Raw genomic sequence first — 24,401 nt, 5'->3', positions numbered from 1 at the left:
ATTCTGAGAGACGCCGCGGCCCAGTCGCCAATCCTATGCGATCTCAACGCCTATCCGCCTTTCCAGATCTCGATTTCCTATGCGGCCGTGCGTAATTGAGCGGCCTCCCGATGGAGGATCGAATGACGAAATGGCATGAAAGCGCTGCTGCCAATGTCGGCCTGCGCGCCACAGGTCTGGCGCTTCTCGCCGCGGCCTGGGTGCTGGCGGTCAGGCTCCATCATATGTCGCAGACGATTTCGCCGCGCGACGCGACTTCGCCGATGCTCTGGCTCTCGGCGATCCTCTTTCTCTGCGCGAGCGCGGGCAGCGCGTTGCTGTTCGTCGGTCCGGCGCTTTGGGAAACGGTCGAGATTTCGGAGCGATGGCGGCGTTTGCCGCCGCCCGGACGCGAGGCGGCTGGAGCTTTCGATGGACCGCCTTCGCGCTCCGAGCATGGCGCAAGCGCATAGCAAAAAATCTATGCGATCGGCGCTTTGCCACTCTCGATTTCCTACGCGGTGCCGATCTAGTTGGGATGCCTCGCTAGCCCTCGCCACTGCGGCGACGGCCCGATCAAGAGGACAATATGAAAAGCATCATCATACCCGCCGCCCTCCTGGCGGGCCTGTCGCCTGCCGCCGCATTCGCGCAGGAAGAGGGGGGCAAGGCGGTCACGTTGTCGGGTTCGGCGACGATCGCGTCGGACTATCGCTTCCGCGGCGTATCGCAATCGGACAAGGAAATGGCGGTGCAGGGCGGTCTCACCCTATCGCACGAGAGCGGTCTCTATGCCGGCGTCTGGGCGTCCAATCTGGCCGGCTGGGGCAGTTTCGGCGGCGCCAACATGGAGCTCGACCTGATCGGCGGCTACAAGCTGCCGATCTCGGCGACGGCGACGCTCGATGCCGGGCTAGTCTGGTATATGTATCCGGGCGGGGCCGACGAATCCGACTTTGCGGAGCCTTATGGGAAGCTGACGGGTACGACCGGTCCCGCGACCTTGACCGTCGGCGTCGCCTATGCGCCGAAGCAGCACGCGCTCGCCAACGTATCGAATGCGCCGGGCAGCCGCGGGCAAAGCGAGGATAATCTCTACCTTTGGGGCGATGGCGCGGTCGCGATCGCGGGCACGCCGTTCACCGCGAAGGCGCATATCGGCTATTCGGACGGCAACCCGGGGCTCGGCCCTAACGGCACGAGCGTCGCGCCGACGGGCCGATATTGGGACTGGTCGCTCGGGGTCGATACGACATGGCGCAACCTGACCTTGGGTTTGTCCTACGTCGACACCGACATCGGCGGGGCTGAAGCCGCACGTCTCCAGCCCAACTTCAGCAAGGGGCCGGGCGGCACGGGTTCGATTGCCGATGCGACCATCGTCGCGTCGATGACCGCCGCCTTCTGATCGGTCGGGGCTCGGCCGACCGGCCGGGCCCTTCCCGAAGGGTTTCGGGCGAAGCCGCAGGCAGGCGCTATAGGTCCACCGTCAATCTGGCCATGAGCTGACGCGGCTGGATATAGACAAAAGCGTTATCGCCCGCCACTTCCCAGCCATAGGCGTCGAACAGGTTCGTGGCCTGGACACGAAAGACGGCGGCCGATCGGCCGATCGTGAAACGATGGCGCAGCCCGATATTGATCGTTGTATAGGGCGAAACATCGACAAGGTTGAGCCTGTCGGCGGTGTTCGGTCCGACGTGCTCGACGGTGGCGTCGACCGACGTAGGCGAAGATGGTGGCCGCCAATCGACGCTGGCGATGATCTTCCGCGACGGCACATCGATCGGCCGGTTGCCGATCGCACCCGACGCCACTTCGTCCCCCTTGACGCGCGCGCGAATAAGCGATCCGCCCGCAACCAGCGTCAATCCCGGCATCGGCGAACCGCTCAGCGACGCCTCCATGCCGCTGTGCCGCACCACGCCCAAGCGCCGGAAGATATTGCTTCCATCGACACCGAAATAGGGCCGCTCGATATCGAATAGGCCCGCGATCAGCGTCATTCCCGCCGCGCGCAGCTTCGCGCCGGCATCGATTTGCCGCGTCCGGATCGCCGGCGGCGCCTCGTCGCGGTTCGCCGCGGTTTCCGGCGCCACATCGCTCTCCTCCAGTCCGCGCGTGAAAGAAGCATAGAGCGATATCGCCGGAGCGAGATCGACCGTGGCGGTCGCGTTGATCAGCCATGGCTTATCGCGCGATTCGGGTGCGGGTCCGTTCGGCGTGGTCACCCTTTTGCTATAGTCGACCTTCTGCGCGCCGATGCTGAACTGCCCGAGACGTTGTACCCGAACCTGATAGTCGAGGCCGATCGACCATTGCCGGACGCGGTCGCTCGATTGCGCCGCGAAATCGAAGTCCGGCCTCGCGACATAATCGGCTTCTCCGAACGGTGTGGACCCCAGCGAGCGCCGGATCGAGCCGCCATACCGCCGGTCCTGGGCGCGCCCGCGCGCGACCAACTGGACGCGATGTTCGAAGGCGCCGGTGGAGAAGCTGCGCGCGACGCCCAGCTCGCCGCTTGTCGAAACGCCGGCCCGGCCCGGATAGGCGCTGACGATGCGGTCGGCCGGCGTCCCCAAAGGGGCGGCGTGCAGGAAGATATTATGTCCCTCGCGCACCTCGTTGTCCGACCGGAACAACCCGGCACGCACCGCAAAGCCGGCGATGCTCGTGCGGGCAATCGCACCGAAGGTGTAGCGTTCGGTCTCGACATCCGCCCACGGCTGACCGAGGAACCGTCGCCGCTTCAGGCGGCCCGGCGTCTCCGCGCCGTTGCCCAGGATGATCGGATAGATATCCTCGTCGGTGATACGCGTGCGGCTTCCGAACAGCTTTAGATCGGTTCCCGGTGCCGGCCGCCAGTGCGCGATCGCGGCGAGGTTGGTGATGTCGGCGTTGTTGCCCGACGGATATTCGCTCCGGCTGAAGCTCGCGCCGCCGCCGACACTCAGCGCGTCGCTTATCGGCAGTGCGGCGTCGATCTCGACCAAGGCGCCGCCCCAGCTATTGGCCTGGATCACCCCGCTCAGCATCGCATTTTCGCCGGGCGAGCGAAGGCGATAGTCGACGACGCCCGATGGCGCCGGAAAGGCATAGCTGACCGCCGAGGGCCCAACCCTGATCCTGTTGCCTTCGACAAGCCGGGGCGAAAAATCGCCCTGGCGGTCGAAATAGAGGCCTTCGAGCCGCACATTGCCGGCATCGATCGGCGAAAAGCCGCGCACCGAGTTCGGGTTGTAGATGCCGAGGGTTTCGCCGCCGTCGTTGGAACCGAACGCATCCTCGGCGTCGGCGATCGCATTGTCGTCCGCCCGCTGAGCGAACGCCGGGGCGTGGGCCGGAAAGGCGGCAAGCGAAGCGGCGATACCGGCTATGGTCTTGAATCGTGACATTCGCCTAAGGTCACACGATGAATGATGCTTGACATCGCGCAAGGGTCGCTGCGATGATGTGTGTATGGCGCACAGCTCATACGATCTCCCGCCGCTCGATGGCCTGACCGCGATGCTCGCCGCGGCGGAGGAAGGATCATTCAGCGCGGCGGCGGGGAAACTTGGGCTTACCCATGGCTCGGTCAGTCGCCGGATCGCGGCGCTCGAACATTGGCTGGGGGCCTCGCTCTTCGAACGGCATGGCAGGGGCGTCCGGCTCACCCCGGCGGGGCTCCGCTTCGTGAGGGACGCCCGGCAGAGCCTTGGCAGATTGTCGCACAGCGCCGAGCAATGGCGGCCGCGGCGCGGTCGCCAGACGGTCCGGATGTCGGTCGTCCCGTCCTTCGCGCGGCTCTGGCTGCTGCGCCGCCTCCCTTCCATCGAGCGAAACGATACGCATATCGACCTGTCGCTCGACCACCGGATGATCGACCTCGACAGCCGCGAAGCCGAGGTGGTGATCCGCTATGGGCGTGGCACCTGGGTCGGCGTCGACGCGCGGCAGATCGTCGAGGAATCGCTCACGCCGGCCGCCTCACCCGAACTGCGAGGCCGGATGAGCGCCGCGCCCGCGATCGACGAACTGCTGCAATGGCCGCTGCTGCACGACTCCGATACGTCTCAGTGGCGGGCTTTTCTGAGCAGGGCAGGGGTATCGTACCGGCCGCGCTGGCAGGATCGTCGTTTCGAGGATTATGATACCGTCCTCGCCGCGGCCGAGGCGGGACTGGGCGTCGCGCTCATTCGCCAGCCCCTCGCGGCCGACTGGCTGATCGACGGCCGGCTGACGACGATCACGGCGGAGGCCATGGACAATCCCGCGAGCCACTTCGTCTGCGTGCGTGCGGGAGAAACGCGTCAGGCCGTCCTCGCCCTGCGCGACCGGATTCTGGCGCTCGCAAACGAGGATGGTTCTGGCAAATCGGCGTAATCTCGCTGCGTTACCGCAGGGCAGCTCCTCTTCGCCGCGGGGAAGCGACCGAGGCTACAGCCTCGTACGCAACCGGCCCTCGTAATCACCCTTTCCGATCGGGACGCCCTGCGTGCGCAGGATATCGTAGGCGGTTACCGCGTGGAAATAGAAGTTGGGCAGCGAGTAGGTGAGGAGGAGGATTTCGGGCGTTAAAGCGAAGGTCCGGGGCGCCCAGCTCGACGTGGAAGCATTTTCTTCATCCAGTGGCCGGAAAAGCTCGATGTCGAGGTTCCTGCCGGACCAGCTGTTGACCTCGTCGGGGGTGAGCGCTTCCAGCGCGGCTATCGCCTGGACGACCGTCGATTGCAGCTCGGTGAACGGCATTTCGCCGACGAGCGGGGGTGGAGCGAACGCGCCGGTCTTCGCCGCGTTCAGTCCCCAAACCGCATGATTCTTCAGCGCTTCGATCTGGAAATGCAGGGGGGCCATGTCGGGGCAGAGACGGGCGCCGACGAAGTCGTCCGGATTGGTGCCGGTTTCCGTGCCATGTCGGACCGCACGGTCGAGCCAGCCCGATACCGCGCGCAGCGTTTGCAGAAAGGTGGGCACACTCAGGTCGAAGAGCGAAATGGTCATGGCGCACTATAGCTTTCGGGAAGTGGCCGGCAATATCCCGTGAGTTTATGGGCCTATGACCCGCCAGCCGCGGATTCCTGCCCATTATCCGCGGGAAGGCACCACAGCGGGTTCAGGCCGCAAAGCCGTTCCAGCATCGGCGCATATTGCGTCTTGATCGCGGCCATTTCCTTTTCGCCCAGATGCTGGACGGCAAATCCGTGCGGCCCCTCCTGGATGACGAAGGTCAGCGGATTGATGCCCGGCTTCACGCCGCCAAGCGCCTGGTTCGAGACGTTCGGCGCATAGTGCATGATATGCGGGTTGGTCGACGTCTCGACCTCTCCCGACCTCTCGGGATCGATATAGGTCCGCAGGATCGGGGAGAGCATGTAGGACACGCCGCCGCGATCGGGCGCCTTGTAATGGCCGGACGCATAGCGCGCTTTGATCAGCTTCTTGAGGTCGGCGGGCGGCGTGCCCTTCGCCTGAAGCTCTGCCGCGTCGAAGAACACGCGCATATTGGCCTTCGATCCGACCTCGTCGAACGCGATCGGATAGATGATGTCGTTCCGGTACGCGGTGAACGGCCAGTCCCCGCGAAACGCATCGTCGCCGGTTCGGGCGAGAAAGGCGTGAAAACCGTTGCCCCCCGCGCGCGCGATTTCAAAGCCCTTGCGCGGGTTCAGCACATAGATCGTCGCGCCCTCTTGCAGATGCTTCGGCAGCGCGCTCTCCGCCAACTGAATCTCGAGGTCGCGGGGCAAATGGAAGGAATCGACCGTCGCGCCAGCCCGCGCCTTCGATTGCGCGGGTTTTGGCTGGTCGCCGCCGGTGCCCGGCTGTTCGGATGAACAGGCCGTGAGGATCAGCGACGCCATACAGGCCGCCTTTAGATGCCATTTCATCATTGCTGGCTCCTTGCTTGCCCGCGCGCGGTCTGGCGGTGCGGGTCCCGTAGGGATCAGTTGCCGAGGTCGTCCGAAAAGCCGGCTTCGAGGCGCTGCCATTGGGCGATGGGACGCCCGTCGCTGCGGAAGGGGTGCACCTTCTCATTTTCTCCCCAGCCTTGCGGCCAGCCGGGGGGTGAAATTTCCTGCTCCTCCTGTCGCCCATAGACGGTGAGGTCGAGCAGCCGGTAGCTATTGTCCATCGCCTCGACCCCGCGGCGCGTCGTCCAATAGGTCTCAAAGACATCGGATCCGCGGCGCAGGTAGCAGATGAGGTACATGCTGCCGGCCTCGCGGCCGGCCAGCAGGGTGTCGAGCCCCTCCGTCACCGAATACCATGGCACGTCCCACCCCATGAAATCGCGATACCGGACGCTCTCTTCATATGGTCCTTGGCAGAAGGTCGCGTAGGTCACATCGCGCGAATGGATGTAGCTGAGCTCGCGCACCTGCGAGGTGAACCAGCTGCATCCCTGGCATTGCCTTTCCGCGGGCCGGTCGGCGAACCACATATAATAATAGGCGATCAGCATTCGCCGGCCCTCGAACGCGTCGAGCAGCGTCGTGGGGCCGTCCTTGCCGATCAGCGGCGCGGCCCCGTCGACCGCCACCATCGGCAGCCGCCGCCGCGTCGCGGCAATTTCGTCGCCGGCGCGCATGTGCGCCTTTTCGCGCAGGCGCAATTCGTCGAGTTCGGCCTGAAACGCCGCGCGGTCCGCGACCTGTGGCGTGGCGGATTCACTTTCCGATATGTGCATCTTTCTCTCCAGACTTTTCCGTGGCCTTGTCGCCCGGGTTCATGGATTGCAGCCACGCGCCCAGCAGCGCGAAATAGGCCGGCGCGTTCGGCGCGGCCCGCGTGGCGAAGCCGGTATCGACCTGTTGCAGGGGCGGAATGCCGAGCATCATGGCGTGATCGGCTCCGTCGATTATCTTTACCGTGACTTGCGAAAGTTCGGCCGCGCTCGATCGCAGCGCGGCGAGCGACGCGCCGACCGGCACCCACGGATCGGATTGCCCGAAGATGAGCAATGTCGGGACGCGCGATCCCCTGAGCGAGCGCAGCGGGTCCGCGCGAATCTGTCGCGGCCATTCCGGATCGTCGATATTCCCTTTCAACCACAGCTGATCGTACCAGGGCTCGCCGGCGACGTCGGCTTCGGCCGCATCGGCTTCGGATCGCGACCGTAGCCCGCGGGCATAGTCGTCGACGGCGGTGCGGGCGCGCACTGCGCGGTCGATAACCGACTGCGGTTGACCGCGAATGCGAAGGATGTTGGCCACAGCGAAGTTCATTTGCACATCGGCCGCCGCCATCGGGGCGGAGACCGCGACGGCGAATGCGGCGCGCTGCTCCTTCGCCGCGGCGAGCATCGTCAGCCACCCGCCCTGCGACAAACCCCAAAAGCCGATCCGATCAGGGTCCAGCCCCGGTTCGCGCCTGAGCCGGGCGAATGCGGCGACCGCGTCTTCGGCCAGCAGCTCGAAATTGCCGGGAGCGGCCCCCCCGCTGGTCGATTCACCCGAGCCGCGCCGGTCATAGATGAAGAGGCCCCAGCCGAGGCGCGGCAGGATGTCGATCAAATGCCGATACAGCGGATCGCTACGCAGCGGCACCTGCGCGCCGTGAAGGGCGATGACCGCCCCACGGGGCCGTTTTTCGCGCGGCAGATACAGCGTTCCCGACAGCGTCGCTCCGCGATTCCCGAAAATGATGGTCCGTTGTTCGACCGAGAGGTCGGATGGAACCGACCAGGGTGATTGCGCCCAGGCGAGCGACGGCGGCGCGGCGGCGAGCAACGCAATCGCCGCCCAAATCATCCCATCTCTTCTGATCCGCATCTCGGCGCCTCCTTCGCGCCCGCCTCTATTATGCCGATGGGAAGGCGCGCGAGGGCGGCGTCGCCAGCGTCACCAGATTGCCGTCGGGGTCGCGCACTTGCGCCAGGGTCGAATAATCGCCCGCAATGTCTTCGCCGAGCGCGATCCCGGCGCTTTCGAGCCGGCGGCGCTCCGCCGCCAGATCCGTAATGTAAAGGAAGACCGAACCCCGGCTGGCAATCTCGTCACTCGTCGAAAGCATGAGCCCGCCTTCGTCGAACAATTCCCAGTGCAGCAACGTGGGCATTGGCCGGTGATCGGGCCCGCGGCCGAACAGGCTCGTATACCAGCGCTCGGTCGCTGCGAGATCGGCGACGAGCAATGAGGGGTAGATTTTCTCCATTTTCACTTTGGGTCTCTCCGGCTTTTCTCATCTGCGATCGCGGCACGGCTTTCGGATCATACTACCTGATGAGGCGGTCTTGGTTCCGTGCATAGGCCGCTCAGGATGTGTGTGCGGGACGCACATGCGCATCGTTGCACGAGACATTATTGCGGTTGTCGGTTCGGCCGCATCCGATGACTTCATATATCCGGTTCGCCGCTGATCGCGCCGATCTGCGGAACGACCTGCGACCAGCCGCCGCTCATGTTGCGATAGGCGCTGTCGTTTCGCGGCAGCACGAAGCCCGAATGGACAAGGCGCAGGCGCGTGCCGCCGTCGGCAGGTTCGAGCGTGAAGGTGACGATCGTGTCGAGCGGCGTGCCGTAGCCGACATTCTCCTCATGCCCGCCGCGCCAGGAATAGACGAAACGCTCGTTCGGGATCACCTCCAGGACCTCGCATTGGATGGTGCCGTCCCACTTGCCGGCCGCCGTCGTCCGATAGGTGAAGCACTTGCCGACCACAGGCGCGAAGCCGGCCGGCGCCATGCCCAGCCAGCGCCCCATCAGCTCTCCCGAGGTCAGCGTCTTCCAGATTGTCTCGGGTGCATGGGGGAAGACCTCGTCGACGACGATTTCCCGGGTATTCGCCGGCGCTGCGCCGTCGTTCATGGGTCGATCTCCTGCAAGAGCGCGCGCAGACCGGCGAAGCTGTCCCGCCAGAAGGAATCATAATGGGCGAGCCAGTCGAACAGCGGGCTGAGGCCTTCGGGCCGTGCACGGTAATAGACATTCCGACCCTCAGGGCGCTCGACGACGAGCCCGGCTTGCTTGAGCGCCTTCAAATGCTGCGAGACCGCGCCCTGTGTCACCCCACTGGCGCGAGTCAGCGCAGCCACATTGACCTCATCGGAGCGCGCCAGTCGCTCGAACACCGCGCGCCGGGTGGGATCGGCGAGCGCACGTAACACGGTATCGACGGTGACGGTCTGCATCATGCACACTGATTAGCATAAGCTAATCTATTAGTAAATGCTAATTGGTTGACGCGCCGAAAGACACCCGCGTCCAGCGAAATCCTCCCGCTATGCGCGCCTCGCGGCCGGCGCCGTTCCTGAAGTGATCGCCGCGCTTCCAAAGCGGGCCGACCGCTCACGTCCAGCCGCCGTCGGCGTTATCCGGCTATCGCTCTCCAAAGGGGGGAGAATGCGTCAACGTTCCCGGGCGGCCGTCGTGCGGATTTCGTCGATCGGGCTCAGCAGATAGGAGGCGAGCGAGCGGCGGCCGGTGCGGATGTCGGCGGTAACCGCCATGCCGGGGGTGAGAGGAATCGCCTTGCCATCGCGCACGATCGTCGCGCGGTCCAACGTCACCCGCGCGGTGTAGATCAGTCCGCGCTTCTCGTCCTGTACCGCGTCCGAGCTGATATGCTCGAGCTTGCCCGGCACCGCGCCGTAGCGCGTGAAGGGAAAGGCCTCGACCTTGAGCGCGACCGGCTGGCCGGCGCCGACGAAGCCGACATCCTTGTTGGCGATCGCCACTTCGGCGACCAGTTTGCTGCGCGAAGGGACGATTACCATGATCGGCTTGGCGGCCTCGACGACGCCGCCGACGGTGTGGACAGCGAGCTGCGTGACCGTGCCGTCGACCGGGCTGACGAGGCGCTGGAGGCTGCTGCGCTTCGTCGCCTTGGTCAGTTCCTCCTTCCGCAGTCGCGCGTCGCTTTCGGCCCGGGCGAGATCGGCGAGGATGCTGGCGCGGGCCTCTGCAGCGGACTGGCTGAAATTGCCGCCGGCCGCCGCGATCTGCGCTTCTGCCTTGCGTGCGGTGGCGAGGGCGGCGTCGCGGTCGCGCGCTGCGGCGATGCGCTGGCGGCGCATCTCGATCACGCGCAGCTTCGAGACATAGCCCTTCTCCAGCAGTTTTTCGTTGGCGGCGATCTGCTCGTCGAGCAGGGGAAGGGTTTCGCTGAGCTTGACCGCCTGAATCTGCGCCTCGGCCCGGCTGGCGCGGGCGGCCCGGGTGTCGGCGGCGCGCGTCTGGCTGCCCGCCTGGATCTCGGCGAGCTGGGCGCGGGCGAGCGCGACCTGGGTATCGGCGACTTCGGGCGAGGTTCCGGCGGGCGGGGTGAAGCGCAGCCCCTGGCCGTCGAGCGCGGAAAGGATGGCGCGCAGCCGTGCGGCGTCGAGCTCGGCGGTCTCGAGCGCCTTGCGGGCTTGCGCCGCGTCGGCATCCGAGACGGTGGGATCGAGCTCGACCAGCGGCTGGCCGGCACGGACCGTCTGGCCGTCGCGGACCAATATGGTGCGGACGATCCCCGCCGCACCGGGCTGGATCAGCTTGACGTCGTCGGCCGGAACCAGCTTGCCCGGCGCCGAGGCGACGACGTCGACCCGGCCGAGCGCGAGCCAGAGCAGCGCGACCGCGAGCAGGCCGAGCAAGAGCCAGGCGGTGACCCGCGCGGTCGGCGACACGGGGCGCTCGACCACTTCGAGCGCGGCGGGAAGGAAGTCGGCCTCCTCGGTACGTAGAACCCCGCGCGACCGCGCGCGCTCATTGTCGAGCGCGTCGCGAACCGCGGTCCAGTGACGCGTGATCGCGTTCATGCCGCGGCTCCCGCCTGAACGCCGATCTGGCGGTGGTGGAGCGCGGCATAGCGGCCGCCGAGGCGGAGCAGCTCGTCGTGCGAGCCGCTCTCGACGATGCGCCCCTTGTCGAGCGTCAGGATGCGGTCGCACTGGCGGATCGCGGAGAGGCGGTGCGCGATGATCAGCACGGTGCGGCCGGCGGCGATCGCCTTGAGGTTGCGCTGGACGATCTCCTCGCTTTCGGCATCGAGCGCGGAGGTCGCCTCGTCGAGGATCAGAATGCGCGGGTTGGTGATCAGCGCGCGGGCGATCGCGAGGCGCTGGCGCTGGCCGCCCGAGAAGTTGACGCCGCGCTCCTCGACAATCGTGTCATAGCCCCGGGGCAGTTCGAGGATGAAGTCGTGTGCGCCCGCGAGGCGGGCGGCGGTCATCACCCGTTCGATCGGCGTGACGGGATCGGCAAGCGCGATATTCTCGCGGATCGAGCGGTTGAACAGGATATTTTCCTGCAACACCACCCCGATCTGGCGGCGCAGCCATGCGGGATCGACCTGCGCGATGTCGACGCCGTCGATCAGCACGCGTCCGCTGGCGGGCAGATAGAGGCGCTGGAGCAATTTGGTGAGCGTCGACTTGCCCGAGCCCGAGGCGCCGGCGATGCCGAGCGTGGCGCCGGCGGGGAGGTCGAGACTGATGTCGTCAAGCGTCCAGGGACCGTCGGCGGCGTAGCGGAAGCGGACCGCCTCGAAGCGGACATGGCCCGCAAGCGCGGGTAGCGCGGTGCGCGATCCGGCGCCTGGTTCCCCGCCGGTGTTGAGGATGTCGCCCATCCGCGCGACCGAGATGCGGACCTGCTGGAAGTCCTGCCAGAGCTGCGCCATGCGGATGACCGGGCCCGAGACGCGCTGCGCGAACATGTTGAACGCGACCAGCCCGCCGATCGTCAGCGCACCCGCGATCACCTGCTGCGCGCCGAAGAACAGGATCGCGGCGAGGCTCAATTTGGAGATGAGCTGGACCGCCTGGCTGCCCGAATTGCCGAGGTTGATCACGCGCTGGTTGGCGGCGCTGTACGCGGCGAGCTGGCGTTCCCAGCGGTCCTGCCATTGCGGCTCGACCGCGGCCGCCTTGAGTGTCTGCATGCCCGAGACGCTCTCGACGAGCAGCGCGTTGTTCGCGGCGCCGCGCGCGAATTTCTCGTCGAGCCGGCGGCGAAGCGGTCCGGTGACGAGCAACGAGACGATCACATAGGCGGGGAGCGTCAGCGCGACGATGACGAAGAGGAGCGGCGAATAGAGCCACATCGCGACGAGAAAGACGATCGTGAACAGCGGATCGACCAGCACGGTGAGCGAGGCGTTGGTCATGAACTCGCGCACCGTCTCCAGCTCGCGGACGCGGGTCACGGTGTCGCCGACGCGGCGATTCTCGAAATAGGCGAGCGGCAGACGGAGCAGGTGGCGGAAGAGCCGGCTGCCCAGCTCGACGTCGAGTTTCTGGCTCGTTTCCGAATAGAGCCGGGTGCGCAGCCAGCCGAACGCGACCTCCCAGAGCGAGACGATCACGAGGCCAATGGCGAGCACTTGCAGCGTCGCCAGGCTGTTATGCGCCAGCACCTTGTCGACGACATTCTGGAAGAAGAGCGGCGCGGCGAGGCCGAGCAGGTTGAGCGCGAGGGTGATCAGCAGCACTTCGCCGATCAGCTTCCGATATTTGACGATCTGGGGGACGAACCAGGTCATGTCGAAGGCGGGCGCGGCGACCTGCGCCGAATCGCGCGTGGCGACGAGGAGCAGTTCGCCCGACCATCGAGCGTCGAGGACGGCGCGGTCCCAGCGCTCGATCTCGGCACCGGGGCGCTGGACCGCGACGGCATCCTCGCCGACGCGGCCGATCACGAACCAGCCTTCGGCGCCGCTGGCCAACACCGGCATGGGAAGGCGCCTTAACCGTTCGAAATCGCCGGTCGTGGCGCGGGTGCGGACGCCGTCGATGCGCTTTGCGAGGCGCACCAGGTCGGACGCCGTGACGGGGTTGGAATGGCCCAGTTCGTGGCGTAACTCTGCCGGGTCGGCAACAATGCGATGCATCGCGAGGATCTGGGCGAAGGCGGCGAGCCCGGTGTCCGCGGGCGGCTGCGACGTCCCGGGGGACAGGTCCTGCTGCACGGTGGGTCTCCGATCGGATTCTTGAGGCGTTGACAATCTGCGGGGTGCGGCAAGCTGAATCGTCCGGCACGAACCTTGGTAGCGGCCCAAGCCCGGAGAGCGAAGGCGCCGAGCCTCCGGTCGTCGGAGCAAAGGGGCGATTCAGCTTTCGCAGGCGCAGCAAATGGTTGACCCGGCCGCCGCCGCGGGCTGTCTGCTCGCGATTGCGGGGGGTCGCTTTTCAGGCTGATGACGGGAGCCCTGCCATGCCGACCCTCTACATCTCTCCCACCGGCAGCGGCTCGGGCGACGGCTCCAGCGCGGCGAACGCCGCGACGCTGGAGGATCTGCCGCAACTGATCGCGGCGGCCGGGCCGGGCGGCGAGGTGCTGCTGCTCGCCGACCAGGGCGCTTATACCGCGCCGGCGGGCGCGCTGGCGATCGTCGCGGGCGGGACGGCGAGCGCGCCGGTGACGGTCCGCGGCGTCGACAGCGCGGGCAATGCGATGGCGGCGACGATCACCGGCACGCGGAGCGAGCCCTTCGACCCGGCCATGCCGCCGGGCGAGGAGATATTCCGGCTGCTCAACGGCGCGGACAATCTGCGCTTCAGCGATCTGGCCTTCCAGAATGTCGGCACGGCCTTTCGCGTCGGCGCGGACGTCGGCAACCTGGCGATCGAGCATGTCGAGGCCACGAACGTCGCCCGCTTCTTCGACAATATGGTCTCGGGCGCTAACGCCAGCGCGACGATCACTGGCCTCACGATCCGCGACGTCGCCGTGAACGGCTATTCCAAGGGCGCGATCCGCATCCAGTACAACAGCAATGACATCCTGATCGAGGATGTGCGCGGCGACAGCCAATTTCAGGACGGCGACAATTTCGCGATCGGCGTGCATCTCACCGACACCGTGCACGATGTGACGATCGATCGCGTCGCGATGCGCAACGCGCTCGACACGGTGAACGACTATCGCAACGGCGACGGCTTCGCGACCGAGCGCGGCACCTATGACATCACGCTGCGCGACGTGATCGCCACGGGCAACAGCGACGGCGGGCTCGACCTCAAGAGCGACAATATCGTGATCGACGGCGCGATCGTTTCGGGCAACGGCCGCAATATCCGGCTGTGGGGCACGGGCGCTGAGCTGAGCAATATCGTCAGCCTCGACGCGGGCGCGCCGCTGGCGGGCGGCAATCGCGAGCATATCTGGCTGGCCGAAGGCGCGAGCGCGACGATCGACGGGGCGTTTTTTTCCGACACCGGCTCGCCGACCCTGTTCAACCTCGCGGAGCGGAACGGCCGGCTGGCGGTCGAGGATTTCGGGTTCGTCACCGGACCCGGCACGACCCAGTCGGTGCGCGGCACCGGATCGGTGCTGACGCTGACCGGCGAACGCATCGCGGTGACGGCGGGGACCGCGGGCGACGACCTGCTGGCGGGCACCGCCGCCGCCGATGCGCTGGCGGGGGGCGACGGGCGCGACATGCTGAGCGGTGGGGCGGGCGATGACCTGCTCGCGGGCGGTGCGGGCGACGACATGCTGGTCGGCGATGCGGGCGAAGACCGCGTCGAAGGCGGCGCCGGGCGCGACATCATGGTCGGCGGCGCGGGGAGCGACCTGCTGAGCTATGCTGGTAGCGCCGCCGGCGTGCGGATCGACCTGTTGCGCCTCACCGCCGGTGGCGGCGATGCCGAGGGCGATCTGTTCGACGGGTTCGAGGGGGTCGAAGGCTCGGCCTTTGCCGATGTCCTTACGGGCGACGTGGGCGCGAACCGGCTGTTCGGCGGCGCGGGCGACGACGCGCTTTCGGGCGGCGCCGGCGACGATGTGCTCGACGGCGGCGCGGGCGCCGACCTGCTCGACGGCGGCGCCGGGTTCGATTGCGTCGATTATGGCAGCAGCGGCGTGGCGGTGGCCGTCGATCTCGCCAATGGCGCGGCGAGCGGCGGCGAGGCGGCGGGCGACCGGTTGGTGAGCATCGAGGCGGTGCGCGGTTCGGGCTTTGCCGATACGCTGTCGGGGGGCGACGGCGCGGACTGGATCGAGGGCGGCACGGGCGACGACCGGATCGACGGGCGCGGCGGCGACGACCTGCTTCTCGGCGGGGCGGGTGCCGATACGCTGATCGGCGGCGCGGGGACCGACAGCGCGGATTATTCGGCCAGCGGCGGGGCGGTCACCATCGACCTTGCCGCCGGCACGGGAAGCGGCGGCGATGCCGAGGGCGACCGGCTCGATGGGATCGAGCAACTGATCGGTTCGGGTTTCGCCGACGTGCTCACCGGCGACGGTTTCGACAATATATTGACCGGCGGCGGAGGCGCGGACCGGCTGACCGGCGGCGCCGGGATCGACACCGCCGATTATTCGACGAGCGGCGCCGCGGTGACCGCGGTGCTGGGCGGCACCGGCAGCGGCGGCGATGCCGAGGGCGATGTGCTGGGAGGAATCGAGAATCTGGTCGGCGGCGCTTTTGACGACGTGCTGATCGGCGATGGCGCGGTCAATGCCCTGTCGGGCGGCGCTGGCGACGACCGGCTGGTCGGCAATGGCGGGGCGGACCGGCTCGACGGCGGAGCGGGATTCGACATGGCCGACTTTTCGGCGAGCGCGAACATGGTGACGGCGGACCTTGCGGCGGGCACGGCTTCGGGCGGGGTCAGCCTGACCGCGATCGAGGGCCTGACCGGATCGGCGTTCGACGACGCGCTGAACGGCGACGCCGGCGACAACCTGCTGGTCGGCGGCCGGGGCGCGGACATGCTCGACGGGCGCGACGGCGTCGACACCGCCGACTATTCGGGTTCGGCCGCGGCGGTGCAGGTCGACCTTGCCCTGTCGGTACAGGGCGGCACCGGCGATGCGGCGGGCGACCGGCTGGTGAGCATCGAGGCGCTGGTGGGTTCGGCGTTCGACGATTCGCTGACCGGAGTGGATGGCGCCGAAGCGCTGTATGGCGGCGCGGGGGCGGACCGGCTCGAAGGGCGTGGCGGCGACGATCGGCTCGAGGGCGGGGCGGGCGCCGATATGCTGATCGGCGGCGCCGGTGTCGATACGGTCGACTATAGCGCCAATGCGGGCGCCGTCTCGATCAACCTCCAGACCGGCGCGAGCAGCGGCGGCGATGCCGAAGGCGACCGGTTCGACGGGGTCGAGCATTTCATCGGCACCGGTTTCGCCGATACGATCATCGGCGACGGGGCGGACCAGATACTGGTCGGCGGCGCGGCGGGCGACCGGCTGGACGGTGCGGGCGGTTTCGACATCCTCGTCTATTCGGGCAGCGCGGCGGGGGTGAAGGTCAACCTCGCAACCAATATCCTGTCGGGCGGCGACGCGCAGGGTGACAGCATTTCGGGAATCGAGGGGCTGGTGGGCAGCGCCTTCGCCGACACGTTGACGGGCGATGCGAATGCGAACCGGATCGAGGGCGGCGGTGGCAACGATACGCTCGACGGCGGCGCGGGCGCGGACGTGATGATCGGCGGCGAGGGCAATGATTCCTTTGTGGTCGACAACGCCGGCGACCAGGTGGCCGAGGCGGTCGGCGGCGGGATCGACATCGTGCGCACCAGCCTGTCTTCGCTGACGCTCGCCGACGGGGTCGAGGATCTGAGCTATATCGGTAGCGGCGGCTTCTCCGGCACCGGCAACGCGCTCGATAACAGCCTCTATGGCAAGGCGCTGAACGACGCGCTCTACGGTCTCGACGGCGACGACAAGCTGGTCGGCGGCGCGGGCGCGGACCTGCTCGACGGCGGGGCCGGGCGCGACCAGGTCGATTATACCAAATCCGCCGCGATCACCGTGAACCTGGTCACCAACGTCAATCACGGCGGCGAGGCGGAAGGTGACCGTTTGGCCGGCATCGAAATCGTGATCGGTTCCAACTATGCCGACAGCATCACCGGCAGCGACGACCCGCTGGCGGGCGACACGCTGTACGGCCGCGGCGGCGACGATGTGCTGGTCGGCGGAGCAGGCGACGACCAGCTCGATGGCGGCAGCGGCAACGACGTGCTGCGCGGCGGCGCCGGCAACGACCTCTATGTCGTTTACGAGGCCGGCGACCAGGTGGTCGAAGCGGCGGGCGAGGGGCGCGATCGCATCCGCACCGCTGCGACCAGCTACACGCTCGGCGCGAATGTCGAGGAGCTGGTCTATACCGGGACGATCGGCGCGACCATGACCGGCAATGCGCTCGACAATTTTGTCGTTGGCAGCGGCGGCGAGGATCGGCTGTCCGGCGGCGACGGTGCGGACGTGCTGCGCGGCGGCGCGGGCGGCGATCTGCTCGACGGCGGCGCGGGATCTGATACCGTCGAATATGCCGGCTCGCTCGGCGGTGTGCTGGTCAACCTGCGCAGCCAGACCGCGACCGGCGGCGATGCGACGGGCGACAGGCTGGTCGCTATCGAAAATGCCGAGGGTTCGGCCTTTGCGGATGTGCTGCTTGGCAGCGCCGGAGCCAATGTGCTGACCGGCGGCGAAGGCGACGACGCACTCTCGGGCGACGCCGGCAACGACACGCTGCGCGGAGGGGCGGGCGTCGACCGGCTCGATGGCGGCAAGAACGAGGATGCGCTCTACGGCGAGGAAGACGGCGACACGCTGTACGGCGGGCAGCAGACCGACCGGCTCTATGGCGGCGCGGGCAACGACATTCTGGTTGGCGACACCGAATGGATCTCTTCGCTGGCGGCGCGGGATACGCTCGACGGCGGCGATGGCGACGACATATTGGTCGGCGACGGGATGAGCATGACGGCAAGCGGGGTCGGCGGCGCCGACACGCTGGTCGGCGGGCTCGGCAACGACATATTATACGGCGACGCGGTGAATATGGCGGCTGGCGCGCGGGGCGGGGCGGACAAGCTGACCGGCGGCGGAGGAGGTGACCGCTTCGTCTTCGCAGCCGGATCGGGCGCCGACGAGATCACCGATTTCACCCGCGGCGGCGCCGAGGCCGACCAGATCAACCTCAGCGCCTTCGACATCGCCTATGAGGCGCTGCGCTTCACCACGAGCAGCGAGGGGGTGACGATCCAGCTGGGCGGCACCGATACGATCTTCGTGCGCGGAGTGACCGCGCTCGATCAGGCGGACTTTGTGTTCGGCTGAGCTGGGCGTCAGCCGAAGACGAAATCTGAGGGCGAAAAGCTCTGCGCGCCGCGGACGAATATGCTGTCGGCGCCGATGGCGATGCGGACTCCCTCGGCGCTCGCCGTGAAACCGAGTTGCTCATAGGCGATGTCGAAGGCGCTGAGGTCGATATGGTCCGCCCCCGGGGCGAAGTCGCTGATCTCGTCGGCACCCGAGCCGGGCGCGAACACGAACCAGTCGGCCCCCGCGCCCCCCGCAAGCAGGTCGTTGCCGCCGCCGCCGATCAGGTGATCGGGGCCGTCGCCGCCATAGAGCTTGTCGTCTCCGCCGGCCACCGTGGGGGTCGACTCGCGGCCGTCGCCATAGAGCCAGTCGTTGCCCTCGCCGCCCTCCAGCGTGTCGGCCCCGCCCCGGGCGCTGTCGGTCATCGCGTCACCGTCGCCGATCAGGATGTCATTGCCTGCGCCGCCGGTCAGCCGGTCATTGCCTCCCTTGCCGCTGCCATAGATGTTGGTCGCATCGCCGATCAGCAGATCGGCGTCGTCGCCGCCATCGAGCCGGTCGTTGGCGCCCCGGCTGCTCAGCCATTCCTGGTCGCCGATCAGCCGGTCGGCGCCCGTGCCGCCGGCGAGCGTGTCCGATTGCCAACCGCCGAGCAGCATGTCGGCGCCCGATTGGCCCCAGAGCAGGTCCTCGCCATTGCTGCCCTCGAGCCAATCGTCTCCCGAATTGCCGGCGATGTCGTCATTGCCGTCGAGCCCGCCCAGCGTGTCGCGGCCTGCGCCGCCGATCATGGCGTTGGCGAGCGCATTGCCATTGCCCGCAAAATCGGCGGCGCCGCGGCGGATCAACTGCTCGAGATTGCCGCCGAGCGTGTAGTTGCCCAGCGTCGTCTCGACCCGATCGAACCCGGCGTCAGCCGCCTCGGTGATCCGGTCACCGGTGTCGTCGACAAGGAAAATGTCGTCGCCTTCGGTGCCCTGCAGCGCATCCGCGGTAGCGGTGTCGGGCAGGGGAAGCAGCGCGATATAGCCGCTCGCGCCCGGCGAGGCGTCGCCCTGATCGACCGTCAGCGTTTCGCGGATCGTCTCGGCACCGCTGAGGCCCGGGAGCGAATCGCGGGTGAGGAGCGTTGAGAGTTCGGACCGGGTGATCTCGACGCCCCGCAAATTAAGCCGCCCTTGCGAGGAGATCACCTTGGTCAGCGATCCGGCATCGTCGAAGCGCCCGCCGATCACGGTGACCTGGGCCTGGTCGTCGAGCCAGAGCTGGTTCTGCTCGGAGATGCCGCCGCGCAGCACCGGGTTCAGGCCGACCGGGTCGATCAGCGTCGCCTCGCCCCAGAGCCGGAAGTTGCGGCCATTTTCCTCGCTGAGCGCGCGGACGACCACGGTGCCATCCGACTTGAGGTCGTAGCCGCCGTCGCTGTTGCCGCGCGCGACCGTGTCGATGAAGCGCACATCATAGACGCCGCGCTCGGTCGCGAAGCCATCGCCGTTGAAATAGGCGCCAGCGGTGCTCTGGATGTTCTCCATCACCACCCGGCTGAGCGTGACATTGTGGACGGTGTCGTCGAGGTGGACGCCGGCGGGCAGGTCGTCGCCCGTTTGCCCGGCCATATCCGCCGTCACATTGTCGATCACGACGTTGTTCGTGTCATACTGGAGGCGAATCGCGACCCTCGAGAAGCCCTGGACGTCGACGTCGCGGATCGTCAGCCCGGAGATTGTCGCCGTATCATTGGGCGCGCTCGCATAATCCTCGAAGAAGCGGCGGACATTGTTCGCATCGACATTCTCGATATGGAGATTGCCGAGATCGGCGGTGACGCGGAAGGCCGTGCCGACATTGTCGATCTTGAGGTCGCGGAATTCCAGATTGTCCGCTCCGGCGCCGAGCTTGAACAACTCGTTGCCGGCGGCATCGCCCGCCTGCCAGTCGGCCGGGCGCGAGCCGGTGAAATGCGCGGTCATGGCATTCCCCCCGGAATCGATACCGCGCACCACGACCGGTTCGCCCTCCGCCCCGCCGCGGGTGATGCCGAGGATGCCGGTGACATTATAGTCGCCCTGGTCGGCCAGCAGCAGCACCTCGCCCCCCGGCCCCGCTCGTCCGATCAGCGTGTTGAGCGAGCCGATCGACGCTGCGTTGTTGATATCGCTACCACTTTTGTCGCCGGATCCGGCGGGCGAAATATACAGGCTTGGCATGACGAACGACCCCTCGTTGTTGCGTCGAGGTTAACCTCGACCAATCCGACATGCTGCACGGCACCATGGTTAAGCCAGCGTTATCCTGATCATCGGAGAGGTTATTGCGATGGGTCGCCGGGGGCTTCTGACTTGACTGAACGGAGGAAAATTCGCCGGGGCGCAATTTCATCCGGTGCTTGAAGTGTCTGCATAGGCGAGCTTTTTTGACCATGCAGCCGGTTCAAGGACGGCATGATCGCCCGGTTTTCCCGGTCGCATCGAACGTTCGCACGCCCTGCTTGGCTCATCTTGGTTCCCGGTCTGCGAGCGACCACGGGCGGACGCTCTCAATTGCCGGTTGCGATCAGCGTGAAGGGGGCCCAAGCGGCGGGATGCGCCCAGTCGCTGGTCCAGCCTTCGACGGCCGATCCGTTGTCGCGCTTGCCGGTGCGAACTGCGCGCATCGCGGATTGGAGGGCGGCCGCTTTGCCCATGGCCGGATCCCGCCGAGCGTTGAGGAGCGTTTCGACGGTGAGTGCGGCGGTGACCTTGTCGCCGACCCGCCAGCGGCTGGCGAGGAGCGCGTCGGCGCCGGCATAGAGGAAGGAGCGCGCGAGCCCCGACAACGCGTCGCCGCCGCCCGGCCCCTCGGTCGTGCCGGTGTTGCACGCCGACAGGATGACCCACTCGGCCGAGAGGTCGAGCCCAGCGGCTTCAGCAGCGGTCAATATGCCGTCGTCGGCCGGCGTCGCGCGGCCCGGCGGAGTGAAGATCAGCCCCGGCTCGGCAAAGCCTTCGATTTCGCCGGGCAGGACGCCATGCGTGGCGAAAGCGACGATGCGGGCGTCGCGCAAACGGTCGTTCGTTCGAACGGCCGCTTCGGTCGCCTCCACGCCGAGATGGATCGCTGCCGCGTCGGCCCCGAGCGCGTTTGCCATCGCGTTCAGTTCGACTTCGGTCCCCGGCAACGACGGGAGCGCCCGCACCCGTGCGGGATCGGCGAGCGCGGGACCGGCTGGGCCCGCCTGCGGGGACAGTCCGGCGGTCACGGCACGCTTGTCCCCGGCTTTGGCCAGCGCCGGGGCGCCATAGCCGATGAGCGGAAGCGCGCCGCGCTTCGCGGTCCGCGGCCGGCCGGTTCGCAGCGATTCGACCGACGGAAGGTTGACGATGGCGAAACGGTCGCCGAGCCATGGGGTCGCTGCGAGCGCGGTGTCGGTGTCTTCGCCTTGCGGTTCGGCCGTGATGAAGGCCGCGAAGGGAAGGTCGGCGAGCGGCCCCGCCGTCGTCACGTAAAGCGTCTTCACATCCTTGAGCAGCGCCTCGTGCGGCTGGACGAGGAAGCGATAGAGATCCCATGCGTAGCGGCGCTCGAACAGTGGCGATGCCGTCCAGATACCCGAGCAGGTCTGCGGATCGACCTCGCAGCGGAACGCTTCGATCGTGCCGCGCAGAAAGGCTTGCAGCCGCGGCACCGCATGCCAGCTTGCTCCCTCGGGCGTGACGACGAAGCTGAAATCATAAAGCTCGCCCTCGGTGACGAGGAGCAACGCTTCGCCCGGGCGCAGGCGGCGGCGCACGTCGGCCTCGCTCAGCGACTGCGGGACCGCGAGGCGCGCATAGTCGGGATAGGCGCGGCGGAGCCGCGCTTCGACCGCGGCAAGCTCGCGGCCGAGCGCAGCGATCCGCTCCTTCGTGTCCGCGGCGGCGGCGGGTGCACCGATCATCGCGGTGCCGAGGCTGCGGTTGAGATCGCGGATTTCCAAGGCCAGGTCCTGCTGGCGCCGCACCAACCGCGCGAGCGACGTGTCGCCGAGCGCCTCGCGCGCGACGATCCCGGCGAGCGCGCGCGTGGCGGCGCTCGATGCCGAATCCTGCGCGATGCGGAAGGATTCGGCGCGAAGTGCGTCTTCCTTGCTGCGGACGACGGTCGCATGGTTGGCATTGAGGGTGAGGGCGAGCGCGAAGACTCCTGCACCGCGGCGGTCGGACCAGTCGTCGTCGCTGATCGCCGCGGCGACTGCGCGCTCGCCCGCGGTGGCTCCCGACACATCGACCGCCGACAGGACGCGCGTCCGCTCGTCGCGTGCGCGCGCAACCGCGCCGCGCATCAGCGCGACATATTCTTCCGATTCGGGCGCCTTCCGCGCGAGCGAGCGCGCAAGCGCCATAGACGCGATCGCGACATAGGGATGGCCGGGATCGAGCGTATCGGTCGCGAATGCCAGCGCGCGGCGCTGATAATCGATTGCGGCGTCGACCTCGCCTTGCTTGGACTTGATATTACCCATCCGCCCGAGGTCGGCGATGCTTTCCTCGCGATTACGTTCGGGGAGTGCCGAGCGCAGCGCGATAACGCGGGCCTGCAGGGCGCTCGCCTCGTCATATTTTCCGCTCTTGCTGAGCAGGCCGACGAGATTGCCGAGCGAACGGAGTGTATCGGGATTGCCCGGCCCGAGGTGGCGTTCACGGATCGCGATCGCCTGACGCAGCCGCACTTCGGCTTCGAGCGGCTTGTCCTGCCGGTCGAGGTTGTTCGACAACAGCGCGAGCGTGCGCGCGGTTTCGAGGCTGCCGCGCCCCTTGGTGCGGACGAGAAGGTCGAGGTTGCGGCGATAGATCGCCTCGGCGCCCGCGACGTCGCCCATCTCCTCAAGGTTCAGCGCAAAGCCGTTATATTCTTCGGCGACGAAGCTATCCTCGTCGCCCAGCGCCGCCTTGCCGTAATCGATCGCCTTCTGCAGCGCCGCCGAGGCTTCGGGGCGCCGCCGCTGCCCGGCGAGGACTTCGCCAAGCGTGCCCCACGCCGCCGACAGCGAGCGTTTTTCGCCGTCCAGCGGCTCGACCAGTTCGATCGCGCGGCGGGCATCGGTTTCGGCAGCGGCATATTGGCCGCGCGCCGAAAGCACGAGCGCGAGGCGCCGCAGCGCCGCCGAATGGGCCTTGGCGTCGCCGAGCCGTTCGCGGAGGACGACGGCGTCGCGCATCAGCGTTTCGGCGGCGTCGGCGCGCCCCGTGAGGTAAAGAATGTTGGCAAGAAGTTCCTTGTCGGTCGCCGCCGCGGCCGAGCGCGCGCCCGCCGCGCGCCGCGCCATACGCGCGCGCACAGCGCCCTCCGCCCGCACGAACATGCCGCGGTCGATGAGCAGGCGGATATCCACATCGCTCTCGGCGGGCAGCGCCTGGCCAGCCTGTTCCGAGGGGGCGGCATCTGTCGCCGGGCGCGCTTCGGCTGCGCGGCGGAGCATCGTCGCAAGCTGGTAAAGCGACGCTCGCGTATCGGCATGCTCGCGCCCGAGCGTCCGCGCCTGGATGTCATAAGCCTCTTCGGCGGTCGTCGCGGCTTCGACGATTTCGCCCTGCCGCGCCAGATAGAGCGAGAGGAGATAGAGTTCGCGGGCGGTTTCCGCGCTGTCGCGCGCCGTCGTTGCGGCGACCGTCGCAATCTTGCGGCGCTGCGCTGTCGTGCGCTCGCGATAGGCCGACAGTGCCGCTTCGGCATCGGTGCGCAGCGATTGCAGGGCCGGGACGACCGCATCGGCTTTGCCGGGCATCGCGCGGCCGGACTCCATTCCCTTGTCATAGGCGTCGATCGCTTCCGGCAGCCGGTCGCGGGCTTCGAGGGCGCGTCCCAGATTACCCCAGGCGGCGACCAGACGGTCGTCGGCGGGGCCCGGCGCGGCGAGCAGTTCGATGGCACGGCGCGCCGCCTCTTCGGCTTCGGTATGGCGCCGACGCTCGAGGAGGATGGACGCCAGGCGGTTGAGACTTCGCCCTGTCGCCCTGTCGTCGCCGAGCCGCTCGCGCGTTCGCACCGCCGCGCGGATCAGCGGTTCGGCCTCTTCGGCGCGCTTGGTCATGCTCAGCACGAACGCCAGCGTTTCGGCATCGCTTGCGGCCGCGGCCGAGCCCATCGTCCCCGCCGCTTCATGCGCTTTCAGACGACCGCGCAGGATTGTTTCGGCCTCGGGATATTCGCGGGATTGGATCAGGGATTGGATCGCGGCGTCACCCGCCGGCGCCGTCGGTGCGGTCTGTGCCCGGAGCGCGCCGGCCTGCGCCGGCATCGCGATGCAGGCCAGCCAGCAAAGGCAGTGGACGACGCGAAGCAAGCCATTCCCCTTTGACCGCCGATCGACGTCGGCGCTTGGGAACTGGAACAGCCCGGCACCCGAATTGGTTCCGCTGCGGGGCAGGCCCGCAGCCGACGATCGGCAACGCTGATGGCCTGCCCACGAGCCCGGCGCCGTGACCGGGATCACAA

Annotated in this window: 16 protein-coding genes; 4 read left to right on the top strand and 12 right to left on the bottom strand. The window is 67.6% G+C overall.

The annotated features are described in order from the left end of the window. Nucleotides 1-122 precede the first annotated feature (122 nt). Both VFG17_RS05605 and VFG17_RS05600 read left to right on the top strand, forming a co-directional pair. Nucleotides 123-452, top strand: a complete 330-nt coding sequence (locus tag VFG17_RS05605; protein WP_325028479.1) for a hypothetical protein — start codon at nt 123-125, stop codon at nt 450-452. A gap of 116 nt (nt 453-568) precedes the next feature. Beyond that, on the top strand, nt 569-1,387 hold the full coding sequence (locus tag VFG17_RS05600) for a TorF family putative porin (protein ID WP_325028478.1): 819 nt from the start codon (nt 569-571) through the stop codon (nt 1,385-1,387). Nucleotides 1,388-1,454: 67 nt separating this feature from the next. Here the strand turns inward: VFG17_RS05600 and VFG17_RS05595 are convergent, their stop codons facing one another. Then, nucleotides 1,455-3,374 carry a TonB-dependent receptor domain-containing protein gene (locus tag VFG17_RS05595; protein ID WP_325028477.1) on the bottom strand — a complete coding sequence of 640 codons (1,920 nt, stop codon included), beginning with the start codon at nt 3,372-3,374 and terminating at the stop codon, nt 1,455-1,457. A 64-nt stretch (nt 3,375-3,438) separates the two neighbouring features. On the opposite strand from VFG17_RS05595, the gene VFG17_RS05590 reads away from it, so the two are divergent. Continuing rightward, on the top strand, nt 3,439-4,344 hold the full coding sequence (locus VFG17_RS05590) for a LysR substrate-binding domain-containing protein (protein ID WP_325028476.1): 906 nt from the start codon (nt 3,439-3,441) through the stop codon (nt 4,342-4,344). A gap of 54 nt (nt 4,345-4,398) precedes the next feature. Here the strand turns inward: VFG17_RS05590 and VFG17_RS05585 are convergent, their stop codons facing one another. The 9 genes from VFG17_RS05585 to VFG17_RS05545 all read right to left on the bottom strand — a co-directional run bounded on the left by VFG17_RS05585 (nt 4,399) and on the right by VFG17_RS05545 (nt 12,852). Further along, a complete protein-coding gene (locus tag VFG17_RS05585) occupies nt 4,399-4,962 on the bottom strand; it encodes a DUF1993 domain-containing protein (protein WP_325028475.1) in 564 nt (187 codons plus the stop codon). A gap of 53 nt (nt 4,963-5,015) precedes the next feature. Continuing rightward, nucleotides 5,016-5,852, bottom strand: a complete 837-nt coding sequence (locus VFG17_RS05580) for a hypothetical protein (protein ID WP_325028474.1) — start codon at nt 5,850-5,852, stop codon at nt 5,016-5,018. A gap of 53 nt (nt 5,853-5,905) precedes the next feature. After that, complete coding sequence (locus VFG17_RS05575) at nt 5,906-6,649, bottom strand: DUF899 family protein (protein WP_325028473.1); 744 nt, start codon at nt 6,647-6,649, stop codon at nt 5,906-5,908. Next, nucleotides 6,630-7,733, bottom strand: a complete 1,104-nt coding sequence (locus VFG17_RS05570; protein ID WP_325028472.1) for an alpha/beta hydrolase family protein — start codon at nt 7,731-7,733, stop codon at nt 6,630-6,632. The genes VFG17_RS05575 and VFG17_RS05570 overlap by 20 nt, the downstream gene beginning before the upstream one ends. 28 nt (nt 7,734-7,761) lie before the next feature. Beyond that, complete coding sequence (locus VFG17_RS05565) at nt 7,762-8,121, bottom strand: hypothetical protein (protein WP_325028471.1); 360 nt, start codon at nt 8,119-8,121, stop codon at nt 7,762-7,764. 176 nt (nt 8,122-8,297) lie between these two features. After that, on the bottom strand, nt 8,298-8,768 hold the full coding sequence (locus VFG17_RS05560) for an SRPBCC domain-containing protein (RefSeq protein ID WP_325028470.1): 471 nt from the start codon (nt 8,766-8,768) through the stop codon (nt 8,298-8,300). Continuing rightward, nucleotides 8,765-9,094 (bottom strand): metalloregulator ArsR/SmtB family transcription factor, encoded by a 330-nt coding sequence (locus VFG17_RS05555; RefSeq protein WP_325028469.1) that lies wholly within the window; start codon nt 9,092-9,094, stop codon nt 8,765-8,767. The genes VFG17_RS05560 and VFG17_RS05555 overlap by 4 nt, the downstream gene beginning before the upstream one ends. Nucleotides 9,095-9,307: 213 nt before the next feature. Beyond that, nucleotides 9,308-10,702 (bottom strand): HlyD family type I secretion periplasmic adaptor subunit, encoded by a 1,395-nt coding sequence (locus tag VFG17_RS05550; RefSeq protein ID WP_325028468.1) that lies wholly within the window; start codon nt 10,700-10,702, stop codon nt 9,308-9,310. Further along, a complete protein-coding gene (locus VFG17_RS05545; RefSeq protein WP_325028467.1) occupies nt 10,699-12,852 on the bottom strand; it encodes a type I secretion system permease/ATPase in 2,154 nt (717 codons plus the stop codon). The genes VFG17_RS05550 and VFG17_RS05545 overlap by 4 nt, the downstream gene beginning before the upstream one ends. A gap of 245 nt (nt 12,853-13,097) precedes the next feature. Here VFG17_RS05545 and VFG17_RS05540 point away from each other — a divergent pair, with 245 nt between their 5' ends. Beyond that, on the top strand, nt 13,098-17,963 hold the full coding sequence (locus VFG17_RS05540; protein ID WP_325028466.1) for a hypothetical protein: 4,866 nt from the start codon (nt 13,098-13,100) through the stop codon (nt 17,961-17,963). A gap of 8 nt (nt 17,964-17,971) precedes the next feature. On the opposite strand, the gene VFG17_RS05535 is transcribed toward VFG17_RS05540, so the two are convergent. Continuing rightward, nucleotides 17,972-20,155 carry a calcium-binding protein gene (locus VFG17_RS05535; protein ID WP_325028465.1) on the bottom strand — a complete coding sequence of 728 codons (2,184 nt, stop codon included), beginning with the start codon at nt 20,153-20,155 and terminating at the stop codon, nt 17,972-17,974. A 329-nt stretch (nt 20,156-20,484) separates the two neighbouring features. Then, nucleotides 20,485-24,249 (bottom strand): CHAT domain-containing tetratricopeptide repeat protein, encoded by a 3,765-nt coding sequence (locus VFG17_RS05530; protein ID WP_325028464.1) that lies wholly within the window; start codon nt 24,247-24,249, stop codon nt 20,485-20,487. Between the last annotated feature and the right edge of the window lie 152 nt (nt 24,250-24,401).

The sequence above is a fragment of the Sphingopyxis sp. genome (assembly GCF_035686825.1).
Taxonomy (GTDB): domain Bacteria; phylum Pseudomonadota; class Alphaproteobacteria; order Sphingomonadales; family Sphingomonadaceae; genus Sphingopyxis.
The sequence above is the reverse complement of the archived record's forward strand: the minus strand, read 5'-3'. Positions and strand labels throughout refer to the sequence as shown.

Coding starts and splice junctions, on each gene's coding strand:
- VFG17_RS05575 (WP_325028473.1), bottom strand. CDS start 6,649: ATGCACATATCGGAAAGTGAATCCGCCACGCCACAGGTCGCGGACCGC.
- VFG17_RS05600 (WP_325028478.1), top strand. CDS start 569: ATGAAAAGCATCATCATACCCGCCGCCCTCCTGGCGGGCCTGTCGCCT.
- VFG17_RS05590 (WP_325028476.1), top strand. CDS start 3,439: ATGGCGCACAGCTCATACGATCTCCCGCCGCTCGATGGCCTGACCGCG.
- VFG17_RS05535 (WP_325028465.1), bottom strand. CDS start 20,155: ATGCCAAGCCTGTATATTTCGCCCGCCGGATCCGGCGACAAAAGTGGT.
- VFG17_RS05570 (WP_325028472.1), bottom strand. CDS start 7,733: ATGCGGATCAGAAGAGATGGGATGATTTGGGCGGCGATTGCGTTGCTC.
- VFG17_RS05540 (WP_325028466.1), top strand. CDS start 13,098: ATGCCGACCCTCTACATCTCTCCCACCGGCAGCGGCTCGGGCGACGGC.
- VFG17_RS05605 (WP_325028479.1), top strand. CDS start 123: ATGACGAAATGGCATGAAAGCGCTGCTGCCAATGTCGGCCTGCGCGCC.
- VFG17_RS05585 (WP_325028475.1), bottom strand. CDS start 4,962: ATGACCATTTCGCTCTTCGACCTGAGTGTGCCCACCTTTCTGCAAACG.
- VFG17_RS05550 (WP_325028468.1), bottom strand. CDS start 10,702: ATGAACGCGATCACGCGTCACTGGACCGCGGTTCGCGACGCGCTCGAC.
- VFG17_RS05560 (WP_325028470.1), bottom strand. CDS start 8,768: ATGAACGACGGCGCAGCGCCGGCGAATACCCGGGAAATCGTCGTCGAC.
- VFG17_RS05580 (WP_325028474.1), bottom strand. CDS start 5,852: ATGATGAAATGGCATCTAAAGGCGGCCTGTATGGCGTCGCTGATCCTC.
- VFG17_RS05555 (WP_325028469.1), bottom strand. CDS start 9,094: ATGATGCAGACCGTCACCGTCGATACCGTGTTACGTGCGCTCGCCGAT.
- VFG17_RS05595 (WP_325028477.1), bottom strand. CDS start 3,374: ATGTCACGATTCAAGACCATAGCCGGTATCGCCGCTTCGCTTGCCGCC.